We start from the raw sequence: 17,301 nt of genomic DNA, 5'->3' as shown, positions 1-17,301 counted from the left end.
TTCCTTTCTAGAATAAGCGTTCTTGAATATTGTGGGTAACATCGTGGCGTTCATTGGTATAAGCATCTAAAATTTTCTTTTGACTATCAGTGAGACTTTCTTGAGGCAAATTGTATAAATCAGCAATAAACTCTCTAGGAAAGAAAATACGATGGTCTCCTCTGACTTGACCTGTTAAGGAATGAACTAAACTTGAAACTTGAGAAAGTTCGACAACTTGATTGGTTTTAGTGACTAAGTCAATTTGTACTTTTTGACTTGAGTGATAAGGTCGATAATAATCGTAAGGAAGGTCAAAGCTGGAATCTTCATTAATATAATAGTTAGGGTCAAATCCGACTTTACTTAATTCATTGAAGATGGCAGTACGTAGTTCTTCTCTTTCATTGTCATTTGTAATGACTGATTTAAAAGGCTTACGATTAATAAAACGGTAGGCCAAATCAGCAAGAATGGGATCTTTTTCATCTGCCCATTGGATAAAATAAGCGTTCATTATATGATCATCTAACTTGAGATAATCATCAAGGGTCCAATTGTTTTTTAAAAAAGGTTCGAGTAAGTGGATAGGAGCCTCAATTTTTTGACAGTTGTCACGTTCAAGATAACAATCTTTAGCACGAGCTAAAAGTCCCTTGAGGACTTGTTCCATTCCTCTAGAAACTGGGTGGAAATAAACTTGCATATACATTTGATAGCGACTCATAATATAATCTTCTACCGCATGCATACCAGAAAAATCAAAAACGATTCTTTTATCAAACGGTCGGATGACACGCGAAATGCGAGTTAAGTCAAATTCACCATAGGATACCCCTGCATAAAAGGCATCTCTTCTTAAATAATCCATACGGTCGGCATCAATTTGACTGGAGATTAATTGAACAACTTGTTGATTAGGATAGGTTTTATTGATGACGGACGCTACCTTTTCAGGGAAGTCATCACCTAATCTTCTTAAAACTTGGTTAACTTCCGTTTGCTTAGAAGTGATAATTAATTGAGTTAAGGCCTCATGGTCAGTATTAAAAATAGCTTCAAAAGTATGTGAGAAAGGACCATGTCCAATATCATGTAAAAGGGCTGCGCAAATAGCAACCATTCGTTCATCATTATTCCATAACCCATCACCATCCGTTTTAGAGCGATAATTACGGTCAAATTGGCTGATAATGCGACGGGTAATTTCGTAAACACCTAGCGAATGGTTAAAACGAGAGTGTTCTGCACCGTGAAAAGTATAAGAAGAAGTTCCTAATTGTTTGATGCGGCGCAAGCGTTGAAACTCTCTGGTGTCAATTAAATCAATGATGATACGGTCACGAATATGAATATAATCATGAACAGGATCACGGAAAACTTTTTCACGTTCAAGTTTTTGATTGGCAATAATATTTTGGAATTCAGACACCTATTTCACTCCTTTAGACTTTTCTATGTTAGTGGTTGAATTTTTTGACTACGTTGATAGGCTTTTTCAAATAGCGGTTGATAGATAGAAATTAATTCAGGGTCTTTATAATTTCCTTGATCAATCGCTGTTTTTTGAGAGAGGTAGTTTATAAAATGTTTTTGATAATCAGACAAGGAAAGATCTTGGCCAAGAATTTCAGATAGCGTTGACATAGAACGAGGTTCAATAGTAGGAAAGCGTTGATCGGATTGACTAAGTGAGTAAAATTGCTTCATTAGTTGGCCACGAGCAAATTGGTTACCATTGACACCAATATAAGCAGCAGTAGTAACAGCATCTTTATAGCGACGCTGTGCAATTCCACCTACCTTTTTTTGGTTAATGACCACATCATATTTACCTGGACAGTAAGAATCAGCAATTTCATAAGCCTCTACTGTTAAACCGTAATGATTTAAAGTCGCTTGAATTACTGCAATGGAAAAGCTAAAAGCTTGGTCAATTGATAAGTTGATTGAACGATTGTCTGTTACAATTGCAAAATTTAGGATGCCTGCATCTTCAACCACTCCCAATCCACCATGTGGTCTTACAGATACTTGATAGCCTGCTTCTTTTAAATAGCTAACACCCTTGGGTAAGTTTTTTAAAAGTTTATCTTTAGCTCCTAAGAAGACACTCGGTTTAAAAATAGGATAAAAATGAAAAATACCATAAGCTTTATCTTTTTTTTGAAGGTCATTTTTTTGTAGGAGATATCTAAGAAAACTATCTTGATAAGCTAAGGCTACATCTCTTTGATCTTTCAGTGGGTTTTCTTGTTCTTGAAAAACTAACCATTTATGTTGTGATAGAATAGATAATAGATTTGAATCAGTCATTGACGAATACTCCTCAAATTGTTAAATTGTAAAGGCTATTAACACTTTGATTATAGCAAATTTTGTTTTATAATAACATGAAAGCTTTAAAGTAAAACTACTTATTAATCAATTAAGCACCAGTAGCTCAGCTGGATAGAGCACTCGCCTCCTAAGCGAAAGATGATGGTTCGAGTCCGTCCTGGTGTATCAGAGACGACATAAGGATGAGAGGAGAAAGATGGAAAAACAAGCAGTCGATGTTTATGTCGAGCAAAAAATAAATTATGCACAAACGAAACATTCAGACCGATGGGAGCACTCCTGTCAAGGTCATACTTATATTCTTTCTACCTATCAAAAACTAATTTATCATGATCAATTAGAAAGAAAAATTGAAGTAAAATGGCAACTGGATGATTCAAAACAAAAGATTAACAAAGTGAAGGTAGATCAAGGAAAGCAGACTTTAGTTTTTAATATAAATCATGCAACCACCACTCTATATGAAAGTGATCAAGGTATCATATTATTAGAAATCAAAACGCATAGAATTGACTATAGTAAGACAGCTGACGGTCAAATGATACAAATTCACTATCAAATGCATACGAACGATCAATCACTAGGTGATTATTTCTATCAATTGAAATTTACATCATAAATTAGCAATTCCTAGTGAGAATTTTAAGGAGGATAAAAATGGAATTAAAGAAATTTGAAGGCCAAATAAAGGAAGAATTATCGTTAATTGAAGTGGCATATGCTATTTTAGAAGAAAATGGTGAGGCTATTGATTTTACTCAACTGCTTTTAGATATACAAAGCTATCTAAAAGTTTCAGATGAGTTTATTGAAGCCAAAATGATTCGCTTTTATACAGATTTAAATATTGATGGGCGTTTTATCTCAGTAGGAGACAACCGTTGGGGATTAAGATCATGGTACGCAGTGGATGAAATTGATGAGGAAATCATTACTTCTTCTGAAGAAGAAGCTTCAAAACGCCGTAAGAAGAAGTCAGGAAAAGTGAATGCTTTCGCTGACAATGAAGAAGATATGATTGATTACAATGATGATGACCCTGAAGATAGCGATGATGGGTATGTTTATGATGAAGACGAAGATGAAGAAGACGAAGAGGACGAAGAAGATGAACCAATCGAAATCCTAGTTGCTGACGTTGAGGAAGATGAGCCAGATGAAGATGAAGAGCTGAATGAGTATGCAACGGATTTATCTGAATTAGGTGACGAAGAAATCGACCTCGATGAAGATGAAGATTTTGACGAAGAGGACGATGATTTAGAAGAATTAGAAGAAGACTAAAAATAAAAAAGTTAGAGAGACCGGTTCATTTGAATGGGTCTCCTTTTTATTCCAGATAAGATAATTGTAGTTAGCTAAGTTAAAAAATCTATTTTAATGCTATCACGATTTGATGACAATTTGCTGCTTCGTTCGAAATTTAAGCTTCAATATGATAAAATACGCCTATATTATAAGAAATTAGGATGTGGATTCATTGTCACATAATAGTATTCACAATAATCAGACTCAATTTGCTTTGCTGAAACAGTTACTTTATCATCAGCATTATCAAACAATGCTCAAATTTTTAGAAGACAATCCTTCTTGGGAAAGTCAAGAATTATCTAAACTTTTGCAATTAGGTCATGCTTATATTCATACAGATTTGAAAACGATCGAAGAATTATCTGGGCAAGTTGAAATGGACTATCTTACAAAGCCTAGTCTTTTAGAGCGTCGTGTCTATTCTTATATTCAAGGCTTAGCCATTAAATTGGAAATTAAAGAATATGATGATTATTTAAGAGCAATTACACCTTTATTGGTAGATGTATTAAGGCTAACTTTAGAAAACACGGTATTCCCCGATCTTGAACGTTATTTGGTTGAGGTAATGAAAGAAACTGATGAAGGGATCCCTATTTATCGCGGTTTACAGTGGAACCAGTCTTTAATCGAAGCTGATAAAAATGGCAAAATTAATAGAACTTGGGAACGCTACTATGGGAAACATTTTAATTATTCGCACTATGTTTCTTCTAGTCACTTATTAAAGTTAGTAGAAGACTATGTAAAAGACCCGAAAATTTTAAAGTTAGCTGTTCAAATACGACATATTGAAAAATACGCGAGAAATATTGTGGCCCATGAATTAATCTATGTAGATGATGCTTGGTTAAAACATCGTCTAAAAATTGAAGCTAAGGAAGTTCATCAGCAAATTATTAATATGATAAATGCTGCAGGGTTAAGAGATCCTCAGCAGTGGCAAGGCTTAGCTAGTATTCAAGCCGCTATTGAAAAAGAATTAGAAAAAAATTATACGAAGATGTCGAAATAACGACTAATCTTGATAAAAAGGAGTCATTATCTATGAAAAAATTGATCATCCGTGGAGGCAAAGCACTAAATGGTGAAATTAATATTAATGGAGCAAAAAATTCTACCGTTGCCTTAATTCCAGCAGCCATTTTAGCCGATTCGGAGGTTATCTTAGAAGGAGTGCCAGATATTCAAGATGTCCACTCTCTACTTGAAATTTTGGATGAGTTCCACGTCAAGACTTCTTTTGAAAATAATATATTAAAAATTGACCCTTCTCATATGCAGTCAATCCCTATGCCAACAGGTAAAATTCAGAGTTTGCGAGCTTCTTATTACTTTATGGGAGCAACCTTATCAAAATTTGGGGAGGGCGTAATAGGGTTACCCGGAGGTTGTTTTTTAGGACCTCGTCCAATTGATCAGCACGTAAAAGCCTTCCGAGCTTTGGGTGCGGTGGTTGAGGATGAATACGGGGTAATTACCCTCTCAACTCCCGAAGGGCTTAATGGAAATCGAATCTATATGGACGTGGTTTCAGTTGGAGCAACTATCAACACTATTTTAGCCTCAGTTAGAGCTGAGGGGAAGACGATTATTGAGAATGCCGCACGTGAACCAGAAATTATTGATTTAGTGACTCTATTAAATAAAATGGGGGCAAAAATTCGTGGAGCTGGAACTTCAGTTATACGAATCGAAGGTGTCGACCGTCTAAAAGGAACCACTCATACAATTATTCCCGATCGAATTGAGGCAGGAACCTATATTTCAGTTGCAGTAGCAATGGGAAATGAAATTAAAATTAATAATGTAATTTTTGAGCATATTGAAAGTTTTATCGCCAAACTAAATGAGATGGGTGCTAAGATGGAAATTGGAGAAGATAGTATTCTCGTTCATCGCTCGGATGATTTAAAAATGGTTTCATTAAAAACCCAACCTTATCCAGGATTTGCAACGGATCTACAGCAGCCATTAACTTCTGTATTAATTAAAGCAAATGGAAAGGGAACGATTACGGATACCATATACCCTCAAAGAGTTAAGCATATTCCTGAATTAAATCGTATGGGAGCTAATATTAAGGTGGATGGCGATATTATTCGTGTGGAGGGCCCGGCTAAATTGACTGGTGCTCCAGTTCGTGCCAGTGACTTAAGAGCAGGAGCCTGTTTAGTTATTGCTGGTTTAATGGCAGAGGGTCAAACAGAGATTACAGGTGTTGATAATATCTTAAGAGGTTATTCAAATATTGTTGAAAAACTGCAAGAAGTCGGAGCTGATATCCAAATGGTTGAGGATGAATAGAAAGGAAGTACCCAGTGAGTGATGCATTTTCCTTAGAGAATTTATTAAATAAAGAAGTAAAAGACTTATATGCTTATGCTAGGGAATTAAAAATCCCTGATTTTAGTCAACTGTCTAAAAAAGAATTAGCTTTAGCTGTGATGCGAACACAAAAGGAAAAGCAAGGTTTTTTCCAAGTGGAAGGTATCTTAGATATTCCTAATGATGAAGGCCTAGCCTTTATTCGTCCGATTAATTTCTCTCCTAGTAGGGAAGATGTTTATATTTCAGATTCACAAATCCGCCGGTTTTCCTTGAGAAATGGTGATCGAGTAGGAGGACCTGCTCGACCGCCTAAGGACTCAGAACGTTATTATGGTTTGATGCAGATATCGAGCGTCAATGGGAGAGATCCTGAAGAAACGCTTAATCGAGATGCTTTTGCCAGTCTAACACCCATTTATCCAGACCGGCAGATAAAATTGGAATATAAACAAAATGTTTTATCAAACCGCCTGATTGATGTGATTGCACCAATTGGGTTCGGTCAAAGGGGATTGATTGTCGCACCACCTAAGGCTGGTAAAACAACTATTATAAAAGAGATAGCACGAGGGATTGCCAGTAATTATCCTGATAGTAAACTCTTTATTCTCTTAATTGATGAGCGTCCTGAGGAGGTAACTGATATTGAGCGTTCAGTCAAGGCAGAGGTTGTCTCATCAACTTTTGATGAAAGACCGCAAAACCATGTGCGTTTGGCAGATTTACTACTTTCTCATGCACGTCGCTTGGTGGAAGATGGACAAGATGTTGTTGTCCTTTTGGATTCAATCACACGGTTAGCACGAGCTTATAATTTGGTGGTGCGACCGAGTGGAAGAACATTGAGCGGAGGATTCGATCCTGCAGCTTTTTATTTTCCTAAGCGGTTCTTTGGTTCAGCTAGAAACATTGAAAATGGCGGGTCTTTAACGATTTTAGCTACTGCTCTAGTAGATACTGGATCAAGAATGGATGACATTATTTATGAAGAGTTTAAAGGCACGGGCAATATGGAACTTCATTTGTCCAGAGAATTAGGCCAAAGACGTATCTTCCCAGCTATTGATATTAAAAAATCTTCTACCCGTAAAGAAGAATTATTAATTGAGGAAAACTATTTAAGTCAAATCTGGGACTTGCGCAATTTAATGACTTCTAACGGTTTAGAATATACCGAACAATTAATACAATTAATGCGTCAGACAGATAATAATCAAGACTTTTTTGCACAGTTATCCAAACTTTCAAGTAAATAAATAAGAAATACCCTTACTAAGTGAGGGGTTCTTTTTTGAGAAAAATATATATTTCTTATAGATATGGTTGAATATAGTAAGAAGGAGAATACTTATGAAATGTTTGAATTGTGGTTATGAAAATCTGCCAGATGCTAAATATTGCTCAGAGTGTGGCTTGCCGTTAAACAATGATCATTTATATAAAGAAAATGATAGTGCATCCTTTGATGGAAGAGTAAATCTATTAGAAAATGAAAAGAGTCCAAAAGATTCTATCCTGTCCCAAAGTAGAATGGATTTATATCATGGACAAGATGAAAGAAACTTGTCAACAGACCAGGAGGATAATAAATCTGAGACTACACAATTAGATCATAAAGACCACAGGGTACTAACTAAGCGAGAAGGCTTTGATTGGAAAAAGCTTGTTGGTTTTAGCCTGATTTTTTTAGGAGTAATTAGTTTTGTCATGATTTATCGCTTAAATTTTTCTAAAGCAGCAGTTGAAGAGCAATTCACTAAGGCTATTAAAAAGAAAGATTATTTAAAGGCAGCAGCGGTAGTAAAAACACCTATTACTGAAGCGCCCTGGACAGATTTAGATGTCAAACGAACAATTGAACATTATCAAGAAGCTGATATTGATTTTCCACAATTATTGCTAAATGGTAATTTATCAACAGGTATTGAATGGCAAGGAAGTAAGTTGGCGAAAACAGAAAAAACGGGAAGCTTTCTGTTGATATTTCCTAAATATGCGATTAATCTTTATCCCTTACCAGTCCAACTCTCTCTTTCTAATGAATATCGTGATCTAAAAATATTGAGTGAAGACCAAACTACTCAGTCTATTAACTCAAAAGGAGGCATTTTAATTGAGCCTCGAATACAAAATGTGATGATTCAATATACTTATCAAGGAAAAACCGAAGAGGTTTGGTTTGATTTAGATTATAGTCAATTAGAAACACTCCGACATAAGCTGTCCTTAGTACCAGTGACTAACACTTTAATGGTGGATAAAGCTCTATTAGGAGTAAGACCTGATCTACCTTTTCAAGTAATTTCATTTAATATTGATGGTCAGGAGTATTCACAGAATCAGATTCAATTGTCAGGCTTTGTTGGTCAAATTTTTGAAGTGAGCTTAAAGGCTAATTATAATGGCCACGAATTACAGACAGAAACCATTCCAGTCAAACTAGTCAATAAAACAAAAACCACTTTAGACTATTCCCAAGATCAAAACCTCAAAGCGCAGATCCAACAAGCGGAGTTAAAATAAAAAAAGAAGGCTCGTTTTGAAGCCTTCTTTTTCAATAAATAAACTATCCATATTAGCAAAAGATTATAACAATAAAACGAACTTGTTATAGAGTTAGCTCTATGGTACTATTAGAATCTAACATAAAAAAGGAGGTTACTTATGGAATGGATTAAATTAATTGGAATTATTATTATCGTTCTTGGTTTTTATTTTAAGCTAGATACCTTAGCAACTGTTATACTGGCAGGATTAGCTACAGCTTTAGTTTCAGGGATTTCCCTGGCTGAATTTTTCACAATTTTGGGAGAAACTTATACTAAACAGCGAGTTGTATCTTTATTCTTTTTATCTTTACCAATGATTGGATTATCAGAAGCTTATGGTTTGAAACAGCAAGCTGTTAAACTGATTGGAAAACTAAAGGGGTTAACCACTGGTTGGCTATACTCTCTTTATATGTTGATTCGTATAATTGCAGGATTTTTATCAATTCGTTTGGGAGGACACCCACAATTTGTGCGTCCATTAATCTACCCAATGGGTGAAGCAGCAACTAAGTTAAAAGTAGGCGACGATCTTAATGAAGAAGAAACCGAATTGATTAAAGGGCGTGCGGCGGCTAATGAGAACTTCGGAAACTTTTTTGGACAAAATACTTTCATAGGTTCAGCTGGAGTCCTCTTGATTGCTGGGACTTTAAAAGAGTTAGGTTATGAAGGAACGACGGCTAATGTAGCCGTTGCTTCAATGCCAATTGCTATCATTGCTTTAATTGTAGTGGTCGTTTACAACTTATTATTGGATGTCAAAATTAGACGTCATCATAAAGGGGAGGTTAAATAATGCAGCTCTTAAGTAATTATGCTGGGTTTCTAGCGATAACTTTCCTTGAAAGCTTCAATGCCGCACTTGAACCTTATGTGCCAATGCTTTTGGAAATCACTTTTATTCTTATTGGTTTGCAACTTCTCCACACGGCATGGCGAGCTTTTACAGACGAAACGAATCCTAATCGAGTTGGAACAGCCATGTTTTGGGGTTTATCTGGTCTCACTTTTTTAGGTGGACAATTTATCCCCCCTATGATTATCGGAATTATCATCTGTGTCATGGGTGCTTTATCACTCTTTAAACAAGTTAAAGTGGGAACTTTACCAATAGTTGATGAAGATAAAGCAGAAGCTCGTTCTGAAAGAGTCGGTAATAAAATCTTTATCCCTGTATTAACACTTGGGATAGTGGCTTTAATTATTGGATTTACGATTCAAAGCTTTAATGTAGTCGGGATCGCAATGGGTGCAGTTTTAGCCACCGTTATAGTGTTCATCGTTTCAAAAGCTAAACCCTATGAGTTTCTTGATGAAAATAGTCGAATGGTACAACAAGTTTCTACTACAGGTATTTTACCTCAGCTACTAGCCGCTTTAGGAGCAGTCTTTACAGCGGCAGGTGTTGGTGATGTCATTGCCAGTTTGATTGGTGGCGTCGTTCCTGCTGATAGCCGTTTCTTTGGAGTGGTTGCTTACGTAATGGGAATGGTAATCTTCACTGCCATTATGGGCAATGCTTTCGCAGCCTTCACCGTTATTACTGCAGGAATAGGAATACCTTTTGTATTTGCCTTAGGGGCAGATCCTTTTGTGGCAGGAGCCTTAGCCATGACTGCTGGTTATTGTGGAACTTTGATAACGCCGATGGCTGGAAATTTTAATGCTTTGCCAGCAGCTCTATTACAAATGAAGAATGAGTATGGCGTCATTAAACAGCAGATTCCAGTTGCAGTGGTAATGATTGTAGTCCATATTGTATTAATGTATTTCTTTGCTTTTTAATTGTAAAATAGAAGTGAATAGGGAGGAATTTGATGAAAATTTTAGTAACAGGCTTTGATCCCTTTGGTGGCGAAGACGTAAATCCAGCCATTGAAGCAGTAAGAATGTTGCCTGATGAGATTGCAGGAGCAGAAATCATAAAATTAGAAATACCGACTGTTTTTCATAAATCAGCGGAAGTTGTTCGTGAAAAAGCCTTGGAAGTAAAACCGGATGTTATTTTAAACATCGGTCAAGCAGGGGGGCGTGCGGAGTTAACACCTGAGCGTGTGGCCATTAACCAAGATGATGCGCGTATCCCAGATAATGAAGGCAATCAACCGATTGACGTTTCTATTCAAAAAGACGGAGAACCTGCGTATTTTGCTAGCTTACCGGTTAAAGCAATGGTAGAAGCTATTCGTAAAGCCGGTCTACCCGCAAGCGTTTCGAATACTGCTGGGACTTTCGTTTGTAATCATATTATGTATCAGTCACTTTATTTTGCGGCAAAAGAGATGCCGAATACTAAAGCAGGCTTTATGCATATTCCTTTTATGACCCAACAAGTGGTTGATAAGCCAAACGTTCCTTCAATGTCATTGAAGGATATTGCTAAGGGAATTGAAAAAGCAATTGAAGCGATTGTTGAGTATAATGAAAAAGAAGATATCAAAGCTGTTGGTGGCGCTACTCATTAATCTTAGAATTAAAAAAAGAAATTAAAACAGCACTCTCTTTGATGGGGATTAATCCATCAAAGAGAGCGTTATTTATTTAGGAAATACTTTCAATAAAAGCTTGTGTTCGTTGATGTCGTGGATTATTAAAAACATCGTAGCTGCTTCCTTCTTCTAAAAGGATACCTTTGTCTAAAAATACGACTCGGTCTGATACTTGTTGGGCAAATTTCATTTCGTGAGTTACAAGGATTAAGGACATATGCTGGTGGGCAATTTTTTGAATAAGGTCTAAAACGCCTCCAACCAGTTCAGGGTCCAAAGCAGAAGTGGGTTCATCTAATAGGATAACTTTGGGTTCAATCGCTAAAGCCCTAGCAATTCCAACTCTTTGCTGTTGTCCGCCTGATAGCTGGTGAGGGTAGTCATCTAGATGGTCCCCCATACCAACTTGCTGTAGGAAGGGGATGGCCCTTTCCTTTGCTTGAGATTTAGAAAGTTTTTTCACCATTAAAAGATGTTCCATCACATTCTCCAGCGCAGTCTTTTTAGAAAACAATGCATAATTTTGAAATACCATAGCTGTTTGTCTACGGAGGTTAAGAACATCAGTTTGAGAGACCGTTTCAACATTCAGTGTTAACTGATCCAAACGAATAGTTCCCTCGTCAGCAGGTTCAATAAAGTTAATTGTTCGTAGTAGAGTCGATTTGCCCGATCCAGAGGGTCCGATAATAGTCAGGACTTGTCCAGCCTCAACTTTTAAATGGATATCTTGAATAGCTTTTTTATTTTGAAATGACTTTGACCAATGATTTAGTTCTAACATTTTAAGTTCCTTTCTAAAAATCAGCCCACTTGGTAATAGCTTTCCAGTTTTTTAATCAACCATTCTAATAGAATGCATAAGAGCCAGTATATCAATGAAATAGCAATATAAGCTTCAAAAAAGCGTAAATTAGAGCCAGCAGTTATTTTGGCTTGACCCATCATATCAACGACCGTAATGGTAAAGGCTAGGGATGTCCCTTTTAATAAGCGAATAAGACTGTTTCCTAGGTTAGGTATGGCATTAATCATAGCTGAAGGTAAGATAATTCTCCACATGGTTTGACTAGCATTTAAGCCAATAGAATAGGCAGCTTCAATCTCCTTATGATCGACAGAAAGAATGGCTGAGCGAATCGTTTCAGAGTTATAGGCAGATTCATTTAGTCCCATGGCTAAGAAAGCGTAAAGAATGGCAGGGACTTGATTCACATCCCAATCAGTACCAATTGATCGATTAAGCCATTGTAGAAAGATGGGTAAGCCGTAATAAGCAAGAAATAGCTGAACAAGCAAGGGGGTTCCACGCATAAAAGAAACAAAAAGATTGACGAACCCTCTTAGACCTTTGATCTTTTTGAGTTTGATGATAGCTAAAATAAATCCAAGTATTAAGCCGATTATCCCAGCAATAAGAGTAATTAATAAGGTAATCGGAAGTTTTTCAAGAATCCGTGGGAAAGCGATTTTAATGGCATTTAATGAAATAAGTTGACTGTTTGTTTGTTCTTTAAGTCTTTGGGATTCAAAGCTCTGATTGCGCTGAATAATTGTTTCATTTAGCAGAGTATCATCTTGACCTAAATATTTCAGTGAAATTTCACTCAGCCTACCATCTTGTCGCATAGCTTGTAGGGTTCGATCAACCACTTGCCGCAATTCAACTTCATCTTTGCGGAAAATAAAATAAGAGCCAGGAATTCTAATTTCTTCTTCGTTAGCTATCGGATGCATTTTTAATTGGATGCCGTAAGTATCCTCAACATCCTTTAGATAGGTTGTGGCGTAAATAGTCGCGTCGATTCGACCGTTATAAACATCACGTATTAAAGAGGCTGGGTCAGACTCTGCATATTGGATAACAACTGCCTTATCAGGGTGAGTCTCATTCCAAGCTTCTAGGTAGATAGATTGCGGGGAAGAAGGAACGACACCAAAAGATTTGCCTGCCATTTGTTCAATGGTGAGGCCTTCCCTACTATCATTAGCTGTAATTAATACATTGTGAGTGATGACATATGGGTAGAGGGAAAATAAAAATTTTTCACGCCGTTCGGGATTTTCACCCAAATTATTGGCGACTAGATCGAACTGACCAGAATCCAGTCCTGCGAAGAGGGAAGAAAACTCAGTAATTTCAAATTTGAACTCAATATCTTCATTACGTCGATCAATTTCTTGCAGGATTTCAATTTCAATTCCTACTAATTGACCCTTATCATCAAAATAGTTGAGTGGTTTGGTCTGACCGGAAGTTCCAATCGTATACTCTTGTTTAGCTAATATGGAAGGATGAGTTAAAATTAAACTTATGGAAATAAGCAGTAAAGTAAAGATCAATTTATAAAGATTTTTCATGGAATTCTCCTAAGCACAATAGAATATGATTATTTTATCAAAAAAATGAATAGATAGATAGATTATGTGAATAAGAAAACAAGCAAAAAACAATCCCACCTATACGCTGATTAGGTAGGATTGTTTTTGTAGCAATTAAGAAACACCTGTTTTGACTATATGAAATCTTATAAAAGCCCTAATAGAGGTTGAATCATTGAAACTTGTACGGGTGCGCCAGGTCCTAATGGAAGGTTGAGACTGTACCATACAATTAATAAGATTGACCAGAAGATTAAGAAAGCAATAGAGTATGGTAGCATAGTTGAAATAAGGGTCCCAATTCCACTCTTCTTATCATATCGTTGCATAAACACAAGAATCATTGCAAAATAGTTCATCAATGGTGAAATAATATTAGTGGATGAATCAGCCACACGATAAGCCATTTGGGTCATCTCTGGGGACAAGTTAATGGCAATAAACATTGGAACAAAGATAGGAGCTAAGATTGCCCACTTGGCAGAAGCTGAACCAATAAACAAGTTGATAAAAGCTGCAAAGAAAATAAAAGCAAGGATTAAAGGAACTCCTGATATCTTTTGACTTTTTAAGAAATCTGCACCTGTTGAAGCTAAAATAATTCCCAAATTAGACTCGGTAAAGTAAGCAATCAGTTGGGAAGCAAAGAAAGCCATTACGATGAAACCTGCCATTGATCGCATAGCCTCAATCATTGATTCCACGAAGTCATTAGAATTTTGAATTTTGCCAGTTGTACGACCATATACATAGCCTGGTATACCAAATAATAAGAAAACCATAAATATTAAGCCGGTATTCATAAAGGGTTGTAAAGTCTTTAGACCGGTCTCAGGATCGATTGATTGGAAGGGACCAAACCAAGGGTTCATTAGTAGAAAAGCCGCGACTAATGAAACTAACAATGCGATCCCGGCATTCTTTAGACCTTTTTCTTCCTTAAGGGATAGCTCGCTAGTTTCATGTTTATCAAAGTCGCCATGGTATGAACCAAGATGTGGTTCAACAATTTTTTCGGTTATTAAAGTACCAATAATGGTTAAGAAAACAGTAGAGACGATTAAGAAATACCAGTTACCACTAATGGAAACTTCATAATCAATGCCACTGGCATTTAAAGCGACGTTAGTGATCCCTCCTAATAAGGCATCAGTTGGTCCAAACATAAGGTTGGCTGAAAATCCGCCCGATACCCCAGCAAAGGCAGCAGCTAGACCAGCAATTGGGTGACGCTTAGCACCAGCAAACATAATAGCGCCAAGTGGCACAACCACTACGTAACCAGCATCAGAGGCAATATTTGAGATAATACCGGCAAAAACAACCACTATGGTTAAGAGTGAATTAGGTACCTTCATAATTAACTTAGTCAAGGCAGAGCCGATTAAGCCTGACCATTCTGCAATTCCAACACCCAACATGGTGACGAGAACAGTTCCTAAAGGAGCAAAGCTAGTAAAGTTTGAAACCGCCGATTCAAATATATAGCGTAAGCCATCACTGTTTAAGAGTGAGACGGCTGCTATAGTACTGGTTTCATCTGCTTTCGCATCAAAGAACTCTACTGAAACGCCTGAGCGGTAAACCAAGTCAGAGATTAAAATAGTGATAGCCGACAAGATGATAAAAATTACTACTGGGTGCGGCATCTTATTACCGACTTTTTCCACCCAATCTAGTGAACGCTGTACAAAACTTTTTTTATTCTTTCCATTTGATTCCATACTACTATTAATTATTCCTCCTATAACAATATTTTAAATCATTATAATAATAAATCTTATTAAATTATTTAAAGAGATGCAAGGCCTTTTCAAAACAATAGAAAGCCATCAATGAGTCTCTAAAAACAAATGCAAATAAAAACCGACCGGAGCGCTTTTAAGCACCTGGGTCGGCTTTTTGAGCTGTTTAAAATTAGTCTTCTTTTTTTGCGTTTTTGTCCACAAATCCGAACTTTTTGTTGAACTTGTCGACGCGTCCATCGGCTTGTGTAAATTTCTGACGTCCAGTATAGAATGGATGTGAATCAGATGAAATTTCAATCCGGATTAAAGGGTAAGTGTTTCCATCTTCCCATTCAACTGTCTCTGAAGAAGACTTAGTTGATCCTGATAAAAATTTATAACCTGTCGAAGTATCCATAAACACAACTGGATGATATTCTGGATGAATGCCTGCTTTCATGTGTATACTTCCTTTCTGCCGTAAATTATTTGCTAATCTACAGTTATTCTTTGCACAGGGTGCAACATAAGAATAATAACAAAATTTTATAGTGCTGACAATCTTTTTTTGGAATATAATGAACTATCCCATCTCTTTTATTTCGAAAACGAGATAAAAAGTGCTATAATTTATGAAAATACTTTAGAGGGGGGAAGAAGTTGAAACGTGAAGAAGAACAGATTAGACAATCGCTTGCTAATTATCGGCCGAATCAATTTAAAGATAAGACACATTATGCTGTTTTAATTCCTCTTATTCAAAGAGAAAATGAATGGCACCTCCTTTATGAAGTAAGAAGCTCCTTAATTTCTCAGCCGGGCGATACTTCTTTTCCGGGAGGAAAGGTGGAAGCGGGTGAAACTTTTGAAGCAGCGGCAGTTAGGGAAACGATGGAAGAATTAAATATCAGTCGTAAACACATAGAAGTTATTGGAGAGTTAGATGGATTGATTCATGATGCAACAATGATTCATTCTTATGTAGCTTTGATTAAAGATATTACTTTTGATAATATAAGTCCGAATGCCAAAGAAGTCGCTTATTTGTTTACCCTTCCCTTAGACTATGTCTTAAATAATAATCCAACTTATTACGATGCATCTGTATTGACGGAAGTAGGGGAAGATTTCCCCTTCCACTTAATGGCTCATGGTGCATCTTATCAATTTAGAGTGGTAAAACGTAAAATTCCGTTTTATAATTTACCTAGTGGAGAGTATCTATGGGGATTTACTGCCAGTATGACACAATGTTTTGCAGAGGTCATTCGTAATCATTATGATATCAATGTTCAGGAGGAAAAAATTAATGAATAATTTTTTTCAGCCATTCGAAAAAATGGGTCTACAAGTATTTTTAGCAGGAGCAGAATATAATTTTAGAGTCGCTAAAATAGGTGAAGCAGCGGTAAGCCAACAAATTACAAAAGCGCTTGAAAAAGGAGGTTTTGACTTCCAAAGTTTCTATACTGGAGAACAAGTTCATGGTCCCAAGGTTGCATTTCCTCAAGAAGAAATTAGCAATCCGTTTGCAATTGGGCATATAGTGCCTCAATCGGATGGTTTGTTAACTAATCAGCCTCAGCAAGTTTTAATGATAAAGTTTGCGGACTGTACTCCTGTCATTATTTTTGATGCCAACCAAAAAGTTTTTGCAATTGTTCATTCAGGCTGGAGAAGTACGGTGCAAAAAATCAGTCAATTGGCTGTTAAAAAGATGCAAGAGAAATTTGCTTGTAAATTAGAAGATCTTTGGGTCTATATTGGTCCTTCCATTGACCAAGATCATTATGAAGTGGGCGAGGAAGTCTATCAAGCTTTTGCCGAGTGGGATAATCATGCTTTATATATAAAACCAGGTCAAAAAGAGGGCAAGTATCAATTGAGTATGACTGATGCTAACATGAAGTTAATTCAAGATTTGGGGATCCCTCAAGAAAGAATAATGGTAGATAGGCGTTCTACTTATCTATCTTCCGAGCTTCACTCTGCGCGCAAAGAAGGCAGTGACTATCAATTGAATGGTCTTTTTGCCATGATTAAGTAAAAAAACGAACCGAGCTTTTGCTTGGTTCTCAGACTGTAGACAAAGCCCTCTAAATCACCAACCTATGGTGATTTAGAGGGCTTTTTGGTATATAATAAAAAGAAAACGGGTGATTTCTATGATGTCCACTAATGCAGAAAGTA

16 protein-coding genes, 1 tRNA gene and 1 pseudogene are annotated in these 17,301 nt (G+C 36.6%); 12 read left to right on the top strand and 6 right to left on the bottom strand.

The annotated features are described in order from the left end of the window. Positions 1–7 precede the first annotated feature (7 nt). Positions 8–1,411: an HD domain-containing protein gene (locus ACQV2P_RS06005; protein ID WP_428873130.1), complete on the bottom strand. Its 1,404-nt coding sequence runs from the start codon at positions 1,409–1,411 to the stop codon at positions 8–10. A gap of 23 nt (positions 1,412–1,434) precedes the next feature. Continuing rightward, a complete protein-coding gene (locus tag ACQV2P_RS06000; RefSeq protein ID WP_428873131.1) occupies positions 1,435–2,295 on the bottom strand; it encodes a lipoate--protein ligase family protein in 861 nt (286 codons plus the stop codon). A gap of 116 nt (positions 2,296–2,411) precedes the next feature. On the opposite strand from ACQV2P_RS06000, the gene ACQV2P_RS05995 reads away from it, so the two are divergent. From ACQV2P_RS05995 to pcp, 10 genes and pseudogenes are all read left to right on the top strand, one after another. Then, positions 2,412–2,484 (top strand) — tRNA-Arg (locus tag ACQV2P_RS05995). 31 nt (positions 2,485–2,515) lie between these two features. Next, on the top strand, positions 2,516–2,938 hold the full coding sequence (locus ACQV2P_RS05990) for a DUF1934 domain-containing protein (protein WP_428894747.1): 423 nt from the start codon (positions 2,516–2,518) through the stop codon (positions 2,936–2,938). A 38-nt stretch (positions 2,939–2,976) separates the two neighbouring features. Then, a pseudogene (gene rpoE, locus ACQV2P_RS05985) lies at positions 2,977–3,240 on the top strand (DNA-directed RNA polymerase subunit delta); the annotation flags it as partial. A gap of 559 nt (positions 3,241–3,799) precedes the next feature. Then, entirely contained in the window at positions 3,800–4,645 is an 846-nt protein-coding gene (locus ACQV2P_RS05980; protein WP_428891783.1) for a hypothetical protein, read from the top strand. 32 nt (positions 4,646–4,677) lie between these two features. After that, the gene (locus ACQV2P_RS05975; RefSeq protein ID WP_428873134.1) at positions 4,678–5,937 is read left to right on the top strand and encodes a UDP-N-acetylglucosamine 1-carboxyvinyltransferase; all 1,260 of its coding nucleotides are present in this window, start codon (positions 4,678–4,680) and stop codon (positions 5,935–5,937) included. A 14-nt stretch (positions 5,938–5,951) separates the two neighbouring features. After that, complete coding sequence (gene rho, locus ACQV2P_RS05970; protein ID WP_428873135.1) at positions 5,952–7,217, top strand: transcription termination factor Rho; 1,266 nt, start codon at positions 5,952–5,954, stop codon at positions 7,215–7,217. Positions 7,218–7,311: 94 nt separating this feature from the next. After that, positions 7,312–8,484 carry a zinc-ribbon domain-containing protein gene (locus ACQV2P_RS05965; RefSeq protein ID WP_428894746.1) on the top strand — a complete coding sequence of 391 codons (1,173 nt, stop codon included), beginning with the start codon at positions 7,312–7,314 and terminating at the stop codon, positions 8,482–8,484. 141 nt (positions 8,485–8,625) lie between these two features. Continuing rightward, positions 8,626–9,309, top strand: coding sequence for a DUF969 domain-containing protein (locus ACQV2P_RS05960; protein ID WP_428873137.1), 684 nt, complete (start codon positions 8,626–8,628; stop codon positions 9,307–9,309). 83 nt (positions 9,310–9,392) lie between these two features. After that, the gene (locus ACQV2P_RS05955; RefSeq protein ID WP_428873165.1) at positions 9,393–10,298 is read left to right on the top strand and encodes a DUF979 domain-containing protein; all 906 of its coding nucleotides are present in this window, start codon (positions 9,393–9,395) and stop codon (positions 10,296–10,298) included. Between the two features lie 32 nt (positions 10,299–10,330). Beyond that, positions 10,331–10,978 carry a pyroglutamyl-peptidase I gene (gene pcp, locus ACQV2P_RS05950; protein WP_428873138.1) on the top strand — a complete coding sequence of 216 codons (648 nt, stop codon included), beginning with the start codon at positions 10,331–10,333 and terminating at the stop codon, positions 10,976–10,978. 76 nt (positions 10,979–11,054) lie between these two features. On the opposite strand, the gene ACQV2P_RS05945 is transcribed toward pcp, so the two are convergent. The 4 genes from ACQV2P_RS05945 to ACQV2P_RS05930 all read right to left on the bottom strand — a co-directional run bounded on the left by ACQV2P_RS05945 (position 11,055) and on the right by ACQV2P_RS05930 (position 15,571). After that, on the bottom strand, positions 11,055–11,786 hold the full coding sequence (locus ACQV2P_RS05945; protein WP_428873139.1) for an amino acid ABC transporter ATP-binding protein: 732 nt from the start codon (positions 11,784–11,786) through the stop codon (positions 11,055–11,057). Positions 11,787–11,806: 20 nt separating this feature from the next. Continuing rightward, entirely contained in the window at positions 11,807–13,363 is a 1,557-nt protein-coding gene (locus ACQV2P_RS05940) for an ABC transporter substrate-binding protein/permease (RefSeq protein WP_428894745.1), read from the bottom strand. 167 nt (positions 13,364–13,530) lie between these two features. After that, the gene (locus ACQV2P_RS05935) at positions 13,531–15,108 is read right to left on the bottom strand and encodes an AbgT family transporter (protein WP_428876067.1); all 1,578 of its coding nucleotides are present in this window, start codon (positions 15,106–15,108) and stop codon (positions 13,531–13,533) included. 193 nt (positions 15,109–15,301) lie between these two features. Next, the gene (locus ACQV2P_RS05930) at positions 15,302–15,571 is read right to left on the bottom strand and encodes a type B 50S ribosomal protein L31 (RefSeq protein WP_428873142.1); all 270 of its coding nucleotides are present in this window, start codon (positions 15,569–15,571) and stop codon (positions 15,302–15,304) included. Positions 15,572–15,771: 200 nt separating this feature from the next. Here ACQV2P_RS05930 and ACQV2P_RS05925 point away from each other — a divergent pair, with 200 nt between their 5' ends. Together ACQV2P_RS05925 and pgeF are read left to right on the top strand one after the other, a co-directional pair. Further along, entirely contained in the window at positions 15,772–16,428 is a 657-nt protein-coding gene (locus ACQV2P_RS05925) for an NUDIX hydrolase (protein WP_428873143.1), read from the top strand. Next, positions 16,421–17,158, top strand: coding sequence for a peptidoglycan editing factor PgeF (gene pgeF, locus ACQV2P_RS05920; RefSeq protein ID WP_428875240.1), 738 nt, complete (start codon positions 16,421–16,423; stop codon positions 17,156–17,158). The genes ACQV2P_RS05925 and pgeF overlap by 8 nt, the downstream gene beginning before the upstream one ends. Positions 17,159–17,301 lie beyond the last annotated feature (143 nt).

This window comes from Facklamia sp. P12932, from assembly GCF_050409545.1.
GTDB lineage: Bacteria > Bacillota > Bacilli > Lactobacillales > Aerococcaceae > Facklamia.
The sequence above is the reverse complement of the archived record's forward strand: the minus strand, read 5'-3'. Positions and strand labels throughout refer to the sequence as shown.

Bases quoted from the DNA above. Each gene is read 5' to 3' on its own strand.
- ACQV2P_RS06000 (WP_428873131.1), bottom strand. From the start codon at position 2,295: ATGACTGATTCAAATCTATTATCTATTCTATCACAACATAAATGGTTA.
- ACQV2P_RS05990 (WP_428894747.1), top strand. From the start codon at position 2,516: ATGGAAAAACAAGCAGTCGATGTTTATGTCGAGCAAAAAATAAATTAT.
- ACQV2P_RS05975 (WP_428873134.1), top strand. From the start codon at position 4,678: ATGAAAAAATTGATCATCCGTGGAGGCAAAGCACTAAATGGTGAAATT.
- ACQV2P_RS05965 (WP_428894746.1), top strand. From the start codon at position 7,312: ATGAAATGTTTGAATTGTGGTTATGAAAATCTGCCAGATGCTAAATAT.
- ACQV2P_RS05960 (WP_428873137.1), top strand. From the start codon at position 8,626: ATGGAATGGATTAAATTAATTGGAATTATTATTATCGTTCTTGGTTTT.
- ACQV2P_RS05955 (WP_428873165.1), top strand. From the start codon at position 9,393: ATGCTTTTGGAAATCACTTTTATTCTTATTGGTTTGCAACTTCTCCAC.
- pcp (WP_428873138.1), top strand. From the start codon at position 10,331: ATGAAAATTTTAGTAACAGGCTTTGATCCCTTTGGTGGCGAAGACGTA.
- ACQV2P_RS05945 (WP_428873139.1), bottom strand. From the start codon at position 11,786: ATGTTAGAACTAAATCATTGGTCAAAGTCATTTCAAAATAAAAAAGCT.
- ACQV2P_RS05940 (WP_428894745.1), bottom strand. From the start codon at position 13,363: ATGAAAAATCTTTATAAATTGATCTTTACTTTACTGCTTATTTCCATA.
- ACQV2P_RS05935 (WP_428876067.1), bottom strand. From the start codon at position 15,108: ATGGAATCAAATGGAAAGAATAAAAAAAGTTTTGTACAGCGTTCACTA.
- ACQV2P_RS05930 (WP_428873142.1), bottom strand. From the start codon at position 15,571: ATGAAAGCAGGCATTCATCCAGAATATCATCCAGTTGTGTTTATGGAT.
- pgeF (WP_428875240.1), top strand. From the start codon at position 16,421: ATGAATAATTTTTTTCAGCCATTCGAAAAAATGGGTCTACAAGTATTT.